This window comes from Burkholderia sp. AU18528, assembly GCF_002223215.2.
Classification (GTDB): domain Bacteria; phylum Pseudomonadota; class Gammaproteobacteria; order Burkholderiales; family Burkholderiaceae; genus Burkholderia; species Burkholderia semiarida.
The window spans coordinates 1,038,028-1,055,609 of record NZ_NKFC02000006.1 but is presented as its reverse complement, the minus strand read 5'-3'; the positions used below and the strand labels follow the sequence as shown (position 1 = coordinate 1,055,609).

Sequence of the window (17,582 nt, the reverse complement as noted above, 5' to 3'; positions counted from 1 at the left end):
GACTTGCGCCACACCGGAGACCAGACCATGACCCAAACCACCGCACCCGCGCCCCACGACGCGCACGACGACCAACGCCGCCGGCTGCTGCGCGCGGCCGGCGCCGCCGCGCTCGCCGTGCCGGCGATCACGCTCGGCCGCCACGCGTGGTCCGCGCCGCCGCTGAAGAAGCTCACGTTCGCGTGGAACCAGAACGCGTTCTGCCTGACGCCGATCGTCGTCGCGCAGGAGCGCGGCTTCTTCGAGAAGAACGGGCTGCAGGTCGAGCTGATCAACTACAGCGGCTCGACCGATCAACTGCTCGAATCGATCGCGACCGGCAAGGCCGACGCGGCGGTCGGGATGATCCACCGCTGGCTGAAGCCGCTCGAAGCCGGCTTCGACGTGAAAATCATCGGCAGCTCGCACGGCGGCTGCGTGCGGCTGCTCGGCGCGAAGGCGGCCGGCGTCACGACGCTGCAGGCGCTGAAGGGCAAGACGGTCGGCGTCAGCGATCTGGCCGCGCCCGGCAAGCACTTCTTCTCGATCCTGCTCGCGAAGAACGGTGTCGACCCGGAGCGCGACATCACGTGGCGTCAGTATCCGGCCGACCTGCTCGGCGTCGCGGTCGACAAGGGCGAGATCCACGCGATCGCCGACGGCGACCCGAACCTCTACCTGCTCGAAAAGCGCAGCAACGGCGCGTATACCGAACTCGCGACCAACCTGTCCGGCGAATACGCGCGCAAGGTGTGCTGCGTGATCGGCGCGCGCGGCGACCTCGTGCGCAACGACCGGCCGTCGGCCGCCGCGCTCGCGCGCTCGATCGTGCAGGCCACCGAGTACACGCACGACAACCCGAACGAAGCCGCGAAGGTGTTCGCGAAGTATTCGCCGAAGATCAGCCCCGAGGATCTGCGCAAGCTGTACGCGACGCTCACCTACACGCACCACCCGACCAACGTCGACCTGCAGCAGGAAATCGCGTTCTATGCGGACGACTTCCGCCGCATCAGCGTGCTGAAGAAGAGCACGGACCCGCAGCGCTTCGCGCAGCAGGTCTATGCGAACGTACTGGGGTAACGCGATGTCGACGATCGAACATGCGTCCGCCGCACGCGCCGCATCGGCTCCGGCCGGCGCCGCCAACGCTGAAACTTCCGCGCGAGCGGCCTGCACGACCTGCGACGCCACGCTGGCCGCGGAAGCCCGGCGCGCGCGCACCTGGCCGACCGGCATCGCCGCCGCATTCGCGTGGGCCGCGCTCGGCGCGCTGACGCACCTGTGGCCGAACCGGATCGTCGGCTTCAGCGACTGGGCGTACACCGACACGTTCGGCACGGCCGCGTGGACGATCGCCGCGCTGCTGCTCGTCGCCGCGACGCTCGGCCATCGCGTTCCCGCGACCCGCACGCGGCTCGCACGCGTTCGCCCGGCCGGCCCGTGGCTCGTCGCGCTGCCGCTCGTGCTCGCCGCGTGGGAAATCGTCACCGCCAAAACCGGCTGGCTGCCGACGCCGTTCTTCGCGCCGCCGCAGGCGCTGATCGAGGTCTACGTCGACGACTGGCCGCGCCTCGCCGGCAGCGCCGGCAACACGCTGAAGCTGCTCGCGCTCGGCTTCGCGTACGGCGTCACGGTCGGCTTCGCGGTCGGCGTGTCGATCGGCTGGTCGCGCCGCATCGGCTACTGGGTGCATCCGGTGCTGCGCGTGCTTGGGCCCGTGCCGGCCACCGCGCTGCTGCCGCTGACGTTCTACTTCTTCCCGTCGAGCTATTCAGCGGCCGCGTTCCTGATCGCGCTGTCGACCGGCTTCCCGGTCGCCGTGCTGACGTGGTCGGGCGTCGCGAGCGTGAACAAGCAGTACTACGACGTCGCGCGCACGCTCGGCGCGAACGCGCGCTTCCTCGTGCTGCGCGTCGCGATTCCGGCCGCGCTGCCGCACGTGTTCGTCGGCGTCTTCATGGGGCTGAGCGCGTCGTTCACGGTGCTGGTCGTCGCCGAGATGATGGGCGTCAAGTCGGGGCTCGGCTGGTATTTGAGCTGGGCGCAGGGCTGGGCGTCGTACGTGAACATGTATGCGGCGCTGATCGTGATGGCGCTGCTGTTTTCCGGGTTGATCGCGCTGCTGTTCGCGGTGCGCGACCGCGTGCTCGCCTGGCAGAAAGGAACCGTCAAATGGTAAGCGCCGCCGTACTCGAACCGTCCGCCGCCACTGCTGCGGCGCCCGCCGTCGCGCCGCCGCGAGGCGCACGCATCGACATCCGCCGCGTGAGCCACGCGTTCGACGGCCCCGGCGGCGCGCTGCCGGTGCTCGACGACGTGTCGCTGTCGGTCGCGGCCGGCGAATTCGTCGCGCTGCTCGGCCCGAGCGGCTGCGGGAAATCGACGCTGCTGCGCCTCGTCGCGGGGCTCGACGCCGCCAAGCAAGGCCGAATCGCGCAGGACGGCGTGCCGATCGAGCGCCCCGATCCGTCGCGCATCGTCGTGTTCCAGGACCCGACGCTGTACCCGTGGCGGCGCGTGCGCGCGAACGTCGCGCTCGGCCTCGAAGCACGCGGCGTGGCGCGTACCGCGCAGCATCGCGTCGACGATGCCCTCGCGCGCGTCGGGCTGGAGGACTTCGCGAACGTGTTTCCGCATCAGTTGTCCGGCGGGATGGCGCAGCGCGTCGCGCTCGCCCGCGCGCTCGTCAACGACCCGCGCCTGCTGATTCTCGACGAACCGCTCGGCAAGCTCGATTCGCTGACGCGGCTCACGATGCAGGCCGAGCTGACCGCGCTGTGGCAACGCGACGGCTTCTCCGCGCTGCTCGTCACGCACGACGTGGAAGAAGCGCTGTTTCTCGCGCAGCGCGTGATCGTGTTCGGGCCGCGCCCGGCACGGATCGTCGCCGAACTGCGCGTCGACCTGCCCTACCCGCGCCATCGCGGCGACCCGCGCCTCGCCGAATTGCGCCACGACGCGCTGCGGCATCTCGGGCTCGATGCGAGCTGGTAGATGCCGGGCGCCGTTCGACGTTCGAATGCGGCCCGCCGGAGGCGCGCGCGATGAACGCGCCGCCGTTCGCCGACTGGGCCATCGCGTTCCTGCAACTGCTGTATCGCGCGCAAATCGCGTTGGCGCATGGGTTGCACGCGATCGGCCTGACCGGCGACGCCGACGGCCAGGCCGCGTGGCCGTGGGCACACCGCATCGCGCTTGAAACGCTGCGCATCGACGCGGGGCTCACGCGGCAACTCGCGTTCGCGTGTACGTTGACGGCGCTGGCCGTCGGGCTCGCCTGCGCCGCGCTGGCTTCGCGCAAGTGGCGTGTCGCGACGGCCATCGCCGCGCTGGCCGTCGCGTGGTTCGCGCCGTGGCCGCCCGCTTCGCTGTGGCTCGCGCCAGCCGTGCCGACGAGCTTCCAGAGCGACCCCACGCCGTTTTCCGTGTCGAACGTGATGCGCGGTGCGCACCTGTATGCGCAACATTGCGCGGCCTGCCACGGCGCGGACGGACGCGGGGAAGGCCCGCTCGCGGCCACGCTCGCGCACTGGCCGCCGACCTTCGCCGGCGCGCTGCTCGCGCGCCGCCTCGACGGCGAACTGTTCTGGCGCGTGCGCCACGGCACGCGGGACGAGCACGGTGCGTCGACGATGCCCGGCTTCGCGGCGACGCTCGGCCCGCAGGACACATGGGCCGTGCTCGATTACCTGAAAGCGCTGGCCGCCGGCAGCAGCGCACAGGCGGAAGGCGCGTGGCCGGTGCCCGTCCCGCTGCCGGCCCTCGACGTGCGCTGCGGCGACGCCGCGCCCCAGGCGCTCGAGCGCTGGCGCGAAGGCCAGCGCGTGCGCGTCGTCGCGCTCGCGGCCGGCGCGACACCACCGCAGGAAGACGCGCGCTGGCAAACCTTGCTCGTTACCGAACGCGGCGTGCCCGTGCCGCCGTCAGCCGGCCCGCGTGCGAACTGCGTCGCGACGACCGCCGATGCGTGGCTCGCGTTCGCGACGATCGCCGGCGTCGCGCCCGATGCGCTCGGCGGCACGCAACTGCTCGCCGATCGGCGCGGCTGGCTGCGGGCGCGCGCATTGCCGGGCAGCGCCGGCTGGTCGGATGCCGACCTGCTGTGCCGCTCGGACGCGGTGGCCCGCCCGGCCGCGCGCGCCACGAGCGGCGACGCACTGACCGCGCTGCTGCTGCGCGTCGATCAGGAACCCGTGCGCGACGTACAGGCCGGGCTTCCGCATTGAATCCCTGAACCTTTCTTGAACCGAACTTCACGATGAATCCGACCCGACGCCATTTCCTCGCGCAGGCGAGCGCCCTTGCCACGATCGCCGCCGCGCCGGCCGCCGTGCGCGCGCAGTCGGGCGCCCGCCCGCTGCTGCGCGCCGGCGATCAGAAAGGCGGGCTGCGCGCGCTGCTCGAAGCGGCCGGCGAACTGAACGGCCTCGCGTACGACATCGCGTGGACCGAATTCCCGGCCGCCGCGCCGCTCGCGGAAGCGCTGAACGCGGCCGCCGTCGACTGCGGGCCGATCGGCGACGCGCCGGTGATCTTCGCGCTCGCCTCGGGCGCCCGCATCAAGGTGATCGGCGCGAACCGTTCCGATCCATACGGCACGGCCGTGCTCGTGCAACCCGACGCCGCGCTGAAAGGCGCGGCCGACCTGAAAGGCAAGCGCATCGGCACGACCCGCGGCTCGATCGGCCATTTCGTCACGCTGAAGGCGCTCGATGCGGCCGGCCTGCCGCCCGATGCGGTGTCGTTCCGCTTCCTGCCGCCGGCCGACACGATGCTGGCGCTCGCCACCGGTTCGATCGACGCGTGGGCGACCTGGGAGCCCTACACCGCGCTCGCCGAAACGAGCGGCCGCGCGCGCGTGCTCGTCAACGGCCGCGGGCTGTGGTCGGGCCTCAGCTATCTCGCGGCGACCGACGCGGCGATCGCATCGAAGCGCGACGTGCTGCACGATTTCCTGCGGCGCGTCGTGCGCGCGCAGGCCTGGTCGTACCGGCACGTCGACGCGTATTCGGCGGCGCTCGCACGCATCATCGGCATTCCACCGGCCGCCGCGAAGCTGCAGTTCGAGCGCCGCGGCACGCGCTGGCAGCCGATCGACGCAGCGGTGATCGCCGAACAGCAGCGCACGGCCGACTTCTACCTGAAGGCCGGGCTGCTGCGCCAGCCGCTCGACGTGCGCACGACCTTCGACACCGGCTTCCCGCTCGCCTGAGGAACGCGTGGCGGCGCACGACCGCCCGAACGGCTCACGCATGATCTGGCACAATCGCGATTCGATCATCCCGCCTCCAGCCAGCGTCACGTCATGCCAGCCATCGCCGAACTCTTCGTCTACCCGATCAAATCCTGCGCCGGCATCGCGCTGTCGCGCGCGCAACTGCTCGAAACGGGCCTCGCGTACGACCGTCACTGGCTGATCACCGATCCGCACGGACAGATGCTCACGCAGCGCACGCACCCGCGCCTCGCGCTGATCCACCCGACGCTCGACCGCGATGCGCTCGTGCTGAACGCGCCGGGCATGCCGGAGATCCGCACGCCGCTCGACGGCGACGCGACGCCCGCGACGCCGAAGATGGCCGCGACCGTGTGGCGCGACACCGTCGACGCGATCGACACGGGCGCCGAAACGGCCGCGTGGCTCACCGCATTTCTCGGCGCGCCGACGAAGCTCGCGCGCTTCGGCCCCGACGCGCGCCGCGGCTGCAACCGCAAATGGACCGGCGACATCGATACGCATACGCAGTTCGCCGACGGTTATCCGCTGCTGGTGATCGGCCAGTCGTCGCTAGACGACCTGAACGCGCGGCTTGCCGCGAAGGGCGCGCCGGCGATCCCGATGAACCGCTTCCGGCCAAACATCGTCGTGTCGGATCTCGATGCGTACGAAGAGGATTTCGTCGAGCATCTCGACGCCGGCGGCGACACGCCGGTGCGGCTGCGGCTCGTCAAGCTGTGCACGCGCTGCCCGGTGCCGACGATCGACCAGGCAACCGGCACGCCGGACCCGGCATGGCCGCACGAGCCGACCGACACGATGCAGACCTATCGCGCGAACCCGAACTACGACGGCGCGCTGACGTTCGGCATCAATGCGATCGTCGTCGAAGGCGCCGGCGCGTGGCTCGAAGTCGGGCAGCCGGTCGAAGCGGAGATCGGGTTCGGCGATTGAGCCGACAGCGCGGCCCGCTACTACGCGCGCCGTCATACGGCGCGCGGCATCGCGTCGTTCACCGCCGCCGGCAGCCGGATCGTCACGATCAGCCCGCCGCCGGCCGCATCGGCCAGCGTCACGCTCCCCTGATGCACGCGCGCGATTTCCCGCACGATCGACAGCCCGAGCCCGGTGCCTTCGACCGTCTGCGTCTTGCTGCCGCGATGGAAACGCTCGAACACCGCGTCGCGTTCGTCGGCCGGAATGCCCGGCCCGTCGTCGATCACGTCGAGCCGCGCCGCTTCGCCGTCGCGCGAGACACGCACCGTGATCACCGCATGGTCGCCCGCATAACGGATCGCGTTGTCGATCAGGTTGCCGATCATCTCGCCGAGCAGGTCGGACTGCCCGAGCACGTCGACGTCTGCCTCGTGCTCGAAGCCAAGATCGATGTCGCGCGCGCGTGCGACGGGCGACCAGTCGAGCGTCACGCTGCGTGCGAGCCGGTGCAGCGCAACCGGCTTGTGCGCGACCGCATGACCGCTGTCCGAATCGAGCCGCGACAGCGACAGCAATTGCTGGACGATCTTCGCGGCCTGCCGCACCGCGCCGTTCGCGCGCCGCAGGTGCACGTTCATGCGCGGCTGCTCGTCGGGCCGCAGCGCGAGCTCGACGCCCGCCTGCACCGCCGCGAGCGGCGTCTTCAACTGATGGGCCGCATCGGCGAAGAAGCGGCGCCGCGCCACCTGCATCCGCTGCGTGCGGCCGATGTACTGGTTGATCGAATCGACGAGCGGCGCGAGTTCGCTCGGCATCGCGCCCGTGTCGAGCGGCGTCGTGTCGTCCTCGCTGCGCGCGGCGACGGTCGCCGACAGCCGGTTCAGCGGCCGCAGCCCGCGCCCGACGCCGAGCCACACGATCCCGAGCGCCAGCACGACGAGCAGCCCTTCCTGCAGCAGCGACCCGATCAGGATTTCGCGCGCGAGCGCCTGGCGCGCCTCGATCGTCTCGCCGACCATCACCCACACGATGCGCGACTGCGCGGTCGGCACGTCGTGCACCGGGATGCGCAGCGCGGCCATCCGCAGTTGTTCGCCGCGATACACGACGTCGTAGTAGCGCGTGACGAACAGCGCGCCGTCGCCCGCGTCGCGCCCGCGCGGCAGCGGCAGGTCCGGATAGCCGGTGACCGTGCGGCCGTTGTCCTCGCGGATCAGGTAGTAGATCTTGCCGCCGTCGCTCGACTCGAGCATTTCGAGCGCGAGATACGGAAGGTCGACCTCGATCTCGCCGTCGTTGAGCCGCACGCCTTCGCGGATCGACTTCAGCGACGACGACAGCGTGCGGTCGAACGCGACGTGCGCGGCGCTCATCGCGCGCTGGTACGTGAGCCACGAGTCGAGCGCGAGCAGGCCGAGCAGCGGCAGCAGCAGCCACAGCGCGACCTGCGCGCGCAGGTTCGGGCGGGCCATCATGCGTTCGGCCGGGCCGCGCCAACGATCGCAGGCGCCGCGTCGGCCGCCGGCGAGCACGAGCGAGCGCGACGGGCGCTCATTCGACCGTCCCAGCCTTTGCTTCGAGCAGATAGCCGAGCCCGCGCAGCGTGACGATCGCGACGCCGGTGTTCTCCAGCTTCTTGCGCAGCCGGTATACGTAGATCTCGATCGCATCGGCGTTGACCGACTCGTCGAGCCCGAAGATCTTCTCCGACAGCGTGTCCTTGTTGATCGCGCGGCCGTTGCGCAGGATCAGCACCTCGAGCACCGAGCGCTCGCGCGGCGTGAGCGACAGCGGCTCGCCCGCGAGATGGAAGCTGCGATCGATACTGTCATACGAAAGCGGCCCGCATTCGACCCGCGAATGCTCGTGGCCGAGGCTGCGGCGGATCAGCGCGCGGGCGCGCGCCTCGAGTTCGGTCAGCTCGAACGGTTTCGCGAGATAGTCGTCGGCGCCGAGATCGAGCCCCTTCACGCGGTCCTCGACCGAACCGTGCGCGGTGAGGATCAACACCGGCACCGGATTGCGGCGCGCGCGCAGCCGCCGCAGCACCTCCAGCCCGTCGAGCTTCGGCAGCCCGAGATCGAGGATCACCAACGCGTAATCCTGCGTGCGCAGCACGTGGTCCGCCGCCTCGCCGTCGGCCATGTGATCGACCGCGAAGCGCGCGGCGCTCAGCGCATCGCTCAGCGACTGGGCCAGGTTCGGGTTGTCTTCGACGAGCAGCACACGCATGGGGATTCCGGTAAGGTCAGCGACAGCCCGCTACATTACATGATCCTTTCCGTCTCCACGCCTCGCGCAAACACGGGTTGCGCGGGTGCCGCGAACGGGCCGCGTCGTCGGCGGCGGCGTCGGGTATGCGGCGCGAACGGCCGCGTACGCGCGGCATGGTGGCCAAGTCCTCGGGCAACTGGTGGCCGCGCCCGCGTAGCCGGTCACCCCGCGTCGCGTCCCCCTGTTGCGCCGCGAAACCCGCGTCGCCCCCGGGAAATCCATGACGCGAACGGCGCAATCGCGAACGGAAATGAAAGCGGGCTGAAAGTGCCCCGCCCGTAACATCCGCGTCATTCGAACAACATCGACGCATCACTGGAGGAAGACATGCCGTTTGCACCGAAGCACCTCGCCGCCGCGCTGGCGGTCGTCCTGGGCACTGCCGCCGGCGGCGCCGCCGCGCAGGTTCCGGCCGGCTACCCGGGGAACTACCAGGGCGTGATCGACGCCGCGAAGAAGGAAGGCAAGCTGATCGTCTACTCGACGACCGACACGGGCCTCGTGCGTCCGCTGATCAAGGACTTCGAAAGCCTGTACGGCGTGAAGGTCGAGTACAACGACATGAACAGCACCGAGCTGTACAACCGCTACATAAGCGAGAACGCGGCGAGCAGCACCAGCGCCGACGTGCTGTGGAGCTCGGCGATGGACCTGCAGGTCAAGCTCGTCAACGACGGCCTGATGGCGACGTACGATTCGCCCGAAAGCCCGAACGTGCCGCAATGGGCGCAGTACCAGAAGCAGGCGTACGGCACGACGTTCGAGCCGCTCGCGATCGTCTACAACAAGCGGCTGATCCCCGAGAACGAGGTGCCGAAAACCCGCGCCGACCTGATCAAGCTGCTCACCACGCAGGCCGACAAGTTCAAGGGCAAGGTCACGACCTACGACATCGAGAAATCGGGCGTCGGCTTCAACTACCTGACCCAGGACGCGCACGTGAACGAGAAGGTCACGTGGGAACTCGTGAAGGCGATCGGCGCGACCGGCCCGAAGCTGCAGTCGAGCACGGGCGCGATGATGGAGCGCATCTCGTCGGGCGAGAACCTGATCGGCTACAACATCATCGGTTCGTATGCGTACGCGAAGGCAAAGAAGGACAAGTCGATCGGCTACGTGTTTCCGAAGGACTACACGCAGGTCGTGAGCCGCCTCGCCACCGTGTCGAAGAAGGCGAAGAACCCGAACGCCGCGAAGCTGTGGGTCGACTACCTGCTGTCGAAGCGCGGCCAGACGCTGATCGCGAACCAGGCGAACCTGTACGCGATCCGCGCGGACGTGACCGGCGAAACGTCGGCCGCGAGCCTCACGAAGGAACTCGGCGATTCGCTCAAGCCGATCCAGATCGGCACCGGCCTGCTCGTCTATCTCGACCAGTCGAAGCGCCTCGCGTTCCTGAAGCAATGGCAGCAGGCGATCAAGCGCTGAGCCGCTGACGCCGGGCCGCCCGCCGCACGGCGCGCGGGCGGCTCCTTCCCCTTACCGACTTCCTTGAGGCGGCCATCCGGATGGCCGCAGGGGCGAACTCATGCTTTCCACCAGCACACGCGGCACGGCACCGGCCGTTCCGCCCGCCACCGGCCCGCGCGACGCGATTCCCGCGCTGCCGGTCAGCAGCCTGCAGCCGCTCGCCGGCATGCTGCGCTGGATCGTCGTCGCGGTACTGACCGTCGCGGTCGCGCTGCCGCTCGGCTTCATCCTGTTCCAGAGCCTGCTGTCCGCGCCGTTCTTCGACGCGAACAAGACGCTCGGCGTCGAAGGCTTCCGCTTCATCTTCAGCGATCCCGATTTCTGGTCGGCCGTGAAGAACTCGTTCATCATCGCCGGCGGGATGCTGTTCATCTCGATCCCGCTCGGCGGCATCCTCGCGTTCCTGATGGTGCGCACCGACCTGCCCGGCCGCCGCTGGCTCGAACCGCTGCTGCTCACGCCGGTGTTCGTGTCGCCGATGGTGCTCGCGTTCGGCTACGTGGTCGCGGCCGGCCCGGTCGGCTTCTATTCGGTGTGGTTCAAGGAGCTGTTCGGGGTGCAGAGCGTGCCCTGGAACGTGTATTCGATCTTCGCGATCACGGTGATCGTCGGCCTCACGCACGTGCCGCACGTGTACCTGTATTCGTCGGCTGCGCTGCGCAACCTCGGCTCGGACGTCGAGGAAGCCGCGCGCGTGGCGGGCGCCCGCCCGTTCCGCGTCGCGCTCGACGTGAGCCTGCCGATGACGATGCCTGCGCTGCTGTTCGCCGGCGTGCTGGTGTTCTTCCTCGGCTTCGAGGTGTTCGGGCTGCCGCTCGTGCTCGGCGACCCGGAAGGCCACCTCGTGCTCGCGACCTACCTGTACAAGCTGACCAACAAGCTCGGCGTGCCGTCGTATCACCTGATGGCCGCGGTCGCCGTGTGCATCGTCGCGATCACCTTCCCGCTCGTGCTGCTGCAGCGCCGCCTGCTGAAGACCGCGAATCGCTTCGTCACCGTGAAGGGCAAGGCCGGCCGCGCGACCGTGCTGCCGCTCGGCGTGTGGCGCTGGGTCGCGCTCGCGATCGTCGCGCTGTGGCTCGCGCTGACCGTGATCGTGCCGATCTCGGGCATCGTGCTGCGCGCGTTCGTCACCAACTGGGGCGAAGGCGTGCCGCTCGCCGAAGTGCTGACGCTGGCGAACTTCGTCGAGCTGTTCGAGCAGGACAACCTGGTGCGCGCGATCGTCAACACGCTCGGCATCGGCGTGATCGGCGGCGCGCTCGCGATCGGCTTCTACTCGCTCGTCGCGTTCGCCGGCCACCGCCGCCCCGACTGGGCGACCAGGCTGCTCGACTACCTCGTGCTGCTGCCGCGCGCGGTGCCGGGCCTGCTCGCCGGTCTCGCGTTCCTGTGGATCTTCCTGTTCGTGCCGGGCCTGCGCGAACTGAAGAACTCGATGTGGAGCATCTGGATCGCGTACACGGTCGTGTGGCTCGCGTACGGGATGCGGCTCATCCAGAGCGCGCTGCTGCAGGTCGGCCCCGAGCTCGAGGAAGCCGGCCGCAGCGTCGGCGCGACGCGCAGCCGCGTGTCGCTCGACGTCACGCTGCCGCTCGTGCGCTTCGGCCTGCTCGCCGCGTGGCTGCTGATCTTCATGATCTTCGAGCGCGAATACTCGACCGCCGTCTACCTGCTGTCGCCCGGCACCGAAGTGATCGGCGCGCTGCTCGTGTCGCTGTGGGCGACCGGCGCCGTCGACCAGGTCGCCGCGCTCTCTGTCATCAACATCGCGATGGTCGGCGCCGGTCTCGGCGTGGCCCTGCGCTTCGGAGTGAAACTTCATGGATAAGCTCATCGTCGACGATCTGCACCTCAGCTACGGCGCCAACCCGATCCTCAAGGGCGTGTCGTTCGAACTGAAGGCCGGCGAAGTCGTGTGCCTGCTCGGCGCGTCGGGCAGCGGCAAGACCACACTGCTGCGCGCGGTGGCCGGCCTCGAACAGCCGTCCGACGGCCGCATCCAGCTCGACGAGCGCGTGTTCTTCGACGGCGCGCGGCGCATCGACCTGCCGGTCGAGCAGCGCTCGCTCGGCCTCGTGTTCCAGTCGTACGCGCTGTGGCCGCACCGCACCGTCGCCGACAACGTCGGCTACGGGCTCAAGCTGCGCCGCGTGGCGCCTGCCGAACAGAAACACCGCGTGCAGGCCGCGCTCGACCAGCTCGGCCTCGGCCATCTCGCCGAACGCTTTCCGCATCAACTGTCGGGCGGCCAGCAGCAGCGCGTCGCGATCGCCCGTGCGCTCGTCTACAACCCGCCGGTGATCCTGCTCGACGAGCCGCTGTCGAACCTCGACGCGAAGCTGCGCGAGGAAGCGCGTGCGTGGCTGCGCGAGCTGATCGTGTCGCTCGGACTGTCGGCCCTGTGCGTGACGCACGACCAGACCGAAGCGATGGCGATGTCCGATCGCATCCTGCTGCTGCGCAACGGCCGCATCGAGCAGGAAGGCACGCCGGCCGAGCTGTACGGTGCGCCGCGCTCGCTGTATACCGCCGAATTCATGGGCAGCAACAACCGGATCGACGCGCGCGTCGCGGCCGTCGACGGCGAACGCGTGACGCTTTCCGGCGACGGCTGGGAGTTGCAGGCGCTGGCCCGCGACACGTTCGCGCCGGGCCAGGACGCGCAGGCCGTGATCCGTCTCGAGCGCGTGCAGGTGGCCGACGGCCCGGGCGCGAACCGGCTGCAGGCCGACCTCGTCACGTCGATGTATCTCGGCGACCGCTGGGAATACCTGTTCCATTGCGGCGAGATGCGCCTGCGCGCGTTCGGCCACGTGCCGCGCGCGGCCGGCAAGCACTGGATCGAATTCCCGGCCAACGACTGCTGGGCGTTCGCGAAAGCGGGCTGATCCGCATCGCGGCGGCTCGCGTGCCGCCGCGCCGGCTTTCAAGCCGCCCCTTTGCGACTCGCATCGGCGGACGCTTCACGGCGTCCGCCGATGGCGCGCCGCGTACCCGTTTTCTGTTTCAACCCGCCCACAATAATCTAGGAGACACCGTCAAAATGAAGTCACGCGCAGAACGCTCTATTCGAACAGCAGTCCTCACCAGTTCGGCCGCGGCAGCCTGTCTCGCCGCGCCGGCCGCGCACGCGCAGTCGTCGGTCACGATATACGGGATCATGGACGCGGGCATCGAATACACGAACCATGCGGCCCCGGAGGGCGGCAATGCGTTCAAGCTGAAGTCGGGCAACAAGAACACGTCGCGCTGGGGCTTGCGCGGCGTCGAGGATCTCGGCGGCGGATTGAAAGCCGTGTTCCGCCTCGAAAGCGGCATCGATCTCGCGAATGGCGCGTCCGACGACGGCCCCGACTCGATCTTCGCGCGCCGCGCGACGGTCGGCCTGAAAGGCAAATGGGGCGAGCTGTCGCTCGGCCGCAACTTCACCGTCACGTACGACTACATGCTGCCGTTCGACCCGATGGGCTACGCGCAGAACTACTCGTGGGCGACCTCGTCGATGGCGACGGGCGGCCGCAAGGACGGCCTGTTCACGCGCTCGTCGAACGCGGTGCGCTACGACGGCGAATTCAGCGGCTTCAAGTTCGGCGCGCTGTACGGTTTCGGCAACGTGCCGGGCAGCGTGAAGACCAGCTCGAAATACGATTTCGCGGTCGGTTACGAGACAGGGCCGTTCGCGGCCGTCGTCACGTTCGACCGGCAGAACGGCGCGGCCGACAGCGTCACGCCGGCCGATACCGTCAACTATATCCAGGGCATCCACGCGGGCCTGAGCTACGACTTCGGTAACCTGAAGACGATGGCCGGCTATCGCAACTATCGGCGCACGTATCACACCACGGCCGCGAACCAGTTGAGCGACATGTATTGGCTCGGCGGGTCGTACCAGTTCACGCCGACGTTCTCGTTGATCGCGGCCGTCTACCACCAGAACATCAAGGGCGGCACGGATGCCGACCCGACGCTGGTGTCGGTGCGTGCGCAGTACGCGCTGTCGAAGCGCACGGTGCTGTATGCAGCCGGTGCGTTCGCGATCGCGAAGCACGACCAGAAAGTCGGCGTGTCGCGCGATTTCAATGGGTACGGCACCACGCAGGTCGGGGTCACGGCGGGGATTCAGCAGCGGTTCTGACCGCTCCGACATGACGGCGGGCAGAGGACGGTGCGAGCGTTTCCGGGCGCGTCGCCCTCTGCTTCGTCGCATGTCGGGGCGCGGCACGGGCGACCGAAGAAACACGTTGAAACGGATGCGCGAGCAACGTGCCGGCGATTCGCTGAGCACGCGAACACCATGGCGGCTCGTTCAGAGAATCGCCCGGTAAGCTTCGAGCGCCTTGCAGGTCTGAACCATCCCCTGCCGCTGCAGGATGTCGAGGTAGCGATCCACCATCATCGGAGGATGCTTGAGCATTTCGCGTTGTCGCCGTGCTGCGCCGACAACCGCAGCCGGCTCGAGATCGAACAGATTGTCGACGAACACGTCGGGATGCTGCGCCTCCACCCCGTACGCCGACAGCACTGCGTCGGGAAAGTCCTTCTGGTTGAACGTCACGATCACACTGGCGTTGCAGCGGATCGCGGCGGCCAGTACATGCCGATCATCGGCATCCGGCAGCCTCAGGCCCTCGATCAACGCTTCGTACCCGGTCACCAGCGCATCAGGTATCGCGCGATCCATCAGACTCGCAGTCCGGTCGAGTTGTGCGGCGCCGAGGTCCGGGCGCTTGCGCAACAGGTTCCGTTTCCATTCGTTATGGATATCGGCACTCCAGCGAGCCCTGAAACACCCGCTCAATGCGAGCCACATCAGGAAATCGCGCAACGGTGCCGGGTACAGCACGCAGGCATCATAGACCGCCGTGAATGGCGAACTCGTCATTCGTAGCCCATCCCGAATTCCTGCGCTTGCCGCCCCAACTCTTCCATCGCATTGGCGCTCGCCCGATCGCGTTCGGTCTTGTAACGCATCAGATCGGAAAAGCGCACACGACGATGCTTGCCGGTCTTGTGATACGGCAGCGCCTTCGATTCGAGCAGCTTGATCAGGTGTGGACGGGACACATTGAGCAGGTCGGCTGCTTCCTGCGTGGTCAGTTCCGCGTGAACGGGCACGACCTTGACCGCATTGCCATCTGCAAGCTCCGCGAGGATGTCGACCAGCAGACGCAGTGCAGAAGTCGGAAGCTCGACCTGATGGGCGCGATTTTCGTCATCGAAAATCTGGATGCGCTGTATTTCCGTTCGCGTGGCCAGATAAGCCGCCAGCGCACGCTGTCCTTCGACCGCCGCCTGCACCTCGCGCTCCACCGGCAAGATCGTATCGGACATCGAGGTATGGGCCATCGCGCGCTCCCAAGCAGGGTTCTCAAATGCGCCATCTTATTCGAAATAAACGAAAATCGCAATAAACGAAAATCGATAGAGCCCTTATAAGACCGCCGAACCTCGATATCAGTCAATACGCGCCGTCACCCGGCTTCTGGTCCTTCCGCGTACAGAGTGACGACCGCGGCCCGCTCGTCGCCGTTCAGTCACCACGCATCGTGAACACCCAACGCACGGCGCTGCTCGTATCGCCCCAGTGCTCGCCGACAGCCGACAGCGGCACCGTGCGCGTGTCGATCGTCAGGCCCGCCGGCCCCGCCGCTTCGAATACGCCGCGCACCGATGCGAGCAAGCCAGGCAGCGACACGCTGCCCAGGCCGCTGCCCATCAATTCGATCGCGGTCGCACGCAGCACGGCGCCAGGCAGCAACACGTCCGCGCCGCCGATCGAACCGATCTGCACGAAACGCAGCCGCCGAGCGCCGGGAGTCCCCTTCGCGGCAGCCGCCAGCAGCGTCTGCGCGCTGGCGCCCCACAGATAATCGAGCACGACGTCGACGCCTTCACGGAAATGCGGTTCGAGCGCCCGCGCCAGATGCGCGTCGTCCTGCTGCAGCGACACCACGGCGTCCGCGCCGGCATTCAGCAACGCCTGCAACGCAGCCGCGTTGCGCCCCGTCGCGATCACCTTCGCCGCACCGAGATGCTTCGCGATTCGCACCGCGAGCCGCCCGGACGTACCCGTTGCACCGTTGACGAGCACCGTCTCGCCCGCGACGAACCGCGCGCGTTCGGTCAGCGCCGCCCACGACGACATCCCCGGAATCGCGATCGCCGCGGCGGTGACATCGTCAAGCGTGTCCGGCAGCGGCACGCACTGCGTATCGGGCACGACCGTGCGTTCGGCCATCGCGCCGAACGGCACGGGGGCGCCGAAGAAGTAGACGCGCCGACCGTCGTCGAGACGCCCCACGGCGTCGACACCGACGACGAACGGATAGCGTCGGTCCGACGAGTAATGCGTGCCGGCCGCGCGTCCCTGTGCGATGCGGCTCAGCGCGGACGCCGTCACGTCGATCAGGCTGTGGCCCGGCATCGCGCGCGGCGGTTCGAATTCGGTATAAACCGGGCGCTGTCCAGCGCCTTCAACAACTGCTGCTTTCATGGTGGTTCCTTCAATCTGGACGGTGGATCTTTACCGGGCATCGAGCCACGCGCGCAGCGCGGGATCGCGCACTTCCAGCACGTCGAACAGGCCGAGCGCGCGCAGCGCCGGCAGCGCATCGATCGCATCGGCCTCCGCGCGCGCCCTGTCCGCCGGCGCGGCATTCGGATCGGTCAACACACGGGCATTGACCAGAAAAGCGCCAACCGTGCCCTTGCGGATCGTCGTTCCGCCGGCATCGATCTGGTTGGCATGGTCGGGAAGCATTTGTTCGGCTCGCATCGCGTCGTACTCCGGTTGTCATCGATGGACGCAGTGTAGGCGTGCAAATCCGGCCGTTCTCCGGTATAACGGCCATTCGATACCGATATCCGGCCATGTCCGATCCGCTTCTGCCCGCCCGCTTCGTCACGTCCGACGACGGCCCGTTCGTGGTCGCCGCCGCCCTGTCGCAACGCGCCCCCCGTATCACCGCGCCGCATTCGCATGCGCGCGGCCAGCTCGTCGGCGCGCTGAGCGGGCTCGTGACGATCGGCCTCGACGATCAGGAGTGGGTCGTGCCCGCGATCCACGCGATCTGGATTCCGCCGCACTGCCGGCATTCGCTGCGCTCGTTCGGGCCGATTTCCGGCTGGTCGGCGTTCGTCGCCGAAGCGCGCTGCGCGGCGCTGCCGGCCACGCCGCGTGCGATCCGCACGACGCCGCTGCTGCGCGAGGCCGTGCAGCGCGCGGCGAGCTGGGGCGATTCCGAATTGGATGCCGCACAGGCCCGGATCGCCGACGTGATCCTCGATGAAATCGCGGCATCGGAAGCCGAGGCGCTGGGGCTGGTGCGACCGCGGGACCCGCGGCTCGTGAAGATCACCGATGCGCTGGCCGCGGATCTCGCGAACGACCGGCGGCTGGAGGAATGGGCCGAATGGGCCGGCATCGGCGCACGGACGATGAGCCGCCGCTTCGTCGCCGAAACCGGGCTGACGTTCGCGCAATGGCGTCAGCAGGCGAGGCTGTTGCGGGCGCTGGAGCGCATCGCCGACGGCGTGCCGGTGACGACGATCGCGCTCGATCTCGGATACGACAACGTGAGCGCGTTCATCGACATGTTCCGGCGCGCGCTGGGGACGACGCCGGGGAGATATTTGGCGGGGGGAAGCCAGGCGCAGGGATAGCGGCGGCGATGCGCGCGCATGCAGCCGCACGGCGAAA

Annotated in this window: 17 protein-coding genes; 11 read left to right on the top strand and 6 right to left on the bottom strand. The window is 68.7% G+C overall.

The window, feature by feature from the left end; all coding sequences use genetic code 11:
- Positions 1–27 precede the first annotated feature (27 nt).
- The 6 genes from CFB52_RS21625 to CFB52_RS21600 all read left to right on the top strand — a co-directional run bounded on the left by CFB52_RS21625 (position 28) and on the right by CFB52_RS21600 (position 6,154).
- Entirely contained in the window at positions 28–1,062 is a 1,035-nt protein-coding gene (locus tag CFB52_RS21625) for an ABC transporter substrate-binding protein (protein ID WP_060011325.1), read from the top strand.
- A 4-nt stretch (positions 1,063–1,066) separates the two neighbouring features.
- Complete coding sequence (locus CFB52_RS21620; protein ID WP_099317389.1) at positions 1,067–2,161, top strand: ABC transporter permease; 1,095 nt, start codon at positions 1,067–1,069, stop codon at positions 2,159–2,161.
- The gene (locus CFB52_RS21615) at positions 2,155–2,976 is read left to right on the top strand and encodes an ABC transporter ATP-binding protein (RefSeq protein ID WP_060311029.1); all 822 of its coding nucleotides are present in this window, start codon (positions 2,155–2,157) and stop codon (positions 2,974–2,976) included. Before CFB52_RS21620 ends, CFB52_RS21615 begins: the two co-directional genes overlap by 7 nt.
- A 50-nt stretch (positions 2,977–3,026) precedes the next feature.
- Entirely contained in the window at positions 3,027–4,208 is a 1,182-nt protein-coding gene (locus CFB52_RS21610; RefSeq protein WP_099317388.1) for a cytochrome c, read from the top strand.
- A 32-nt stretch (positions 4,209–4,240) separates the two neighbouring features.
- Positions 4,241–5,194, top strand: coding sequence for an ABC transporter substrate-binding protein (locus tag CFB52_RS21605; protein ID WP_053525091.1), 954 nt, complete (start codon positions 4,241–4,243; stop codon positions 5,192–5,194).
- Between the two features lie 93 nt (positions 5,195–5,287).
- Positions 5,288–6,154, top strand: coding sequence for an MOSC domain-containing protein (locus CFB52_RS21600; RefSeq protein ID WP_099317387.1), 867 nt, complete (start codon positions 5,288–5,290; stop codon positions 6,152–6,154).
- A 32-nt stretch (positions 6,155–6,186) separates the two neighbouring features.
- Here the strand turns inward: CFB52_RS21600 and CFB52_RS21595 are convergent, their stop codons facing one another.
- Both CFB52_RS21595 and CFB52_RS21590 read right to left on the bottom strand, forming a co-directional pair.
- Positions 6,187–7,608 carry a sensor histidine kinase gene (locus tag CFB52_RS21595; RefSeq protein WP_099317902.1) on the bottom strand — a complete coding sequence of 474 codons (1,422 nt, stop codon included), beginning with the start codon at positions 7,606–7,608 and terminating at the stop codon, positions 6,187–6,189.
- A gap of 79 nt (positions 7,609–7,687) precedes the next feature.
- Positions 7,688–8,368 carry a response regulator gene (locus tag CFB52_RS21590; RefSeq protein WP_099317386.1) on the bottom strand — a complete coding sequence of 227 codons (681 nt, stop codon included), beginning with the start codon at positions 8,366–8,368 and terminating at the stop codon, positions 7,688–7,690.
- A gap of 369 nt (positions 8,369–8,737) precedes the next feature.
- Here CFB52_RS21590 and CFB52_RS21585 point away from each other — a divergent pair, with 369 nt between their 5' ends.
- From CFB52_RS21585 to CFB52_RS21570, 4 genes are all read left to right on the top strand, one after another.
- Positions 8,738–9,838, top strand: coding sequence for an ABC transporter substrate-binding protein (locus CFB52_RS21585; protein ID WP_099317385.1), 1,101 nt, complete (start codon positions 8,738–8,740; stop codon positions 9,836–9,838).
- Positions 9,839–9,938: 100 nt separating this feature from the next.
- Positions 9,939–11,711: an iron ABC transporter permease gene (locus CFB52_RS21580; RefSeq protein ID WP_059639381.1), complete on the top strand. Its 1,773-nt coding sequence runs from the start codon at positions 9,939–9,941 to the stop codon at positions 11,709–11,711.
- On the top strand, positions 11,704–12,771 hold the full coding sequence (locus tag CFB52_RS21575; RefSeq protein WP_099317384.1) for an ABC transporter ATP-binding protein: 1,068 nt from the start codon (positions 11,704–11,706) through the stop codon (positions 12,769–12,771). Before CFB52_RS21580 ends, CFB52_RS21575 begins: the two co-directional genes overlap by 8 nt.
- A 155-nt stretch (positions 12,772–12,926) precedes the next feature.
- The gene (locus CFB52_RS21570) at positions 12,927–14,018 is read left to right on the top strand and encodes a porin (protein WP_099317383.1); all 1,092 of its coding nucleotides are present in this window, start codon (positions 12,927–12,929) and stop codon (positions 14,016–14,018) included.
- Positions 14,019–14,189: 171 nt separating this feature from the next.
- Here CFB52_RS21570 and CFB52_RS21565 read toward each other — a convergent pair whose 3' ends face one another.
- From CFB52_RS21565 to CFB52_RS21550, 4 genes are all read right to left on the bottom strand, one after another.
- Positions 14,190–14,765: a PIN domain-containing protein gene (locus CFB52_RS21565; RefSeq protein ID WP_059574577.1), complete on the bottom strand. Its 576-nt coding sequence runs from the start codon at positions 14,763–14,765 to the stop codon at positions 14,190–14,192.
- A complete protein-coding gene (locus tag CFB52_RS21560) occupies positions 14,762–15,229 on the bottom strand; it encodes a helix-turn-helix domain-containing protein (protein ID WP_059574579.1) in 468 nt (155 codons plus the stop codon). The genes CFB52_RS21565 and CFB52_RS21560 overlap by 4 nt, the downstream gene beginning before the upstream one ends.
- A gap of 184 nt (positions 15,230–15,413) precedes the next feature.
- Positions 15,414–16,376 (bottom strand): zinc-binding alcohol dehydrogenase family protein, encoded by a 963-nt coding sequence (locus tag CFB52_RS21555; RefSeq protein WP_099317382.1) that lies wholly within the window; start codon positions 16,374–16,376, stop codon positions 15,414–15,416.
- A 30-nt stretch (positions 16,377–16,406) separates the two neighbouring features.
- Positions 16,407–16,658 carry a hypothetical protein gene (locus CFB52_RS21550; RefSeq protein WP_059574583.1) on the bottom strand — a complete coding sequence of 84 codons (252 nt, stop codon included), beginning with the start codon at positions 16,656–16,658 and terminating at the stop codon, positions 16,407–16,409.
- A gap of 95 nt (positions 16,659–16,753) precedes the next feature.
- On the opposite strand from CFB52_RS21550, the gene CFB52_RS21545 reads away from it, so the two are divergent.
- On the top strand, positions 16,754–17,545 hold the full coding sequence (locus CFB52_RS21545; RefSeq protein WP_099317381.1) for a helix-turn-helix domain-containing protein: 792 nt from the start codon (positions 16,754–16,756) through the stop codon (positions 17,543–17,545).
- The last annotated feature ends 37 nt before the right edge of the window (positions 17,546–17,582 follow it).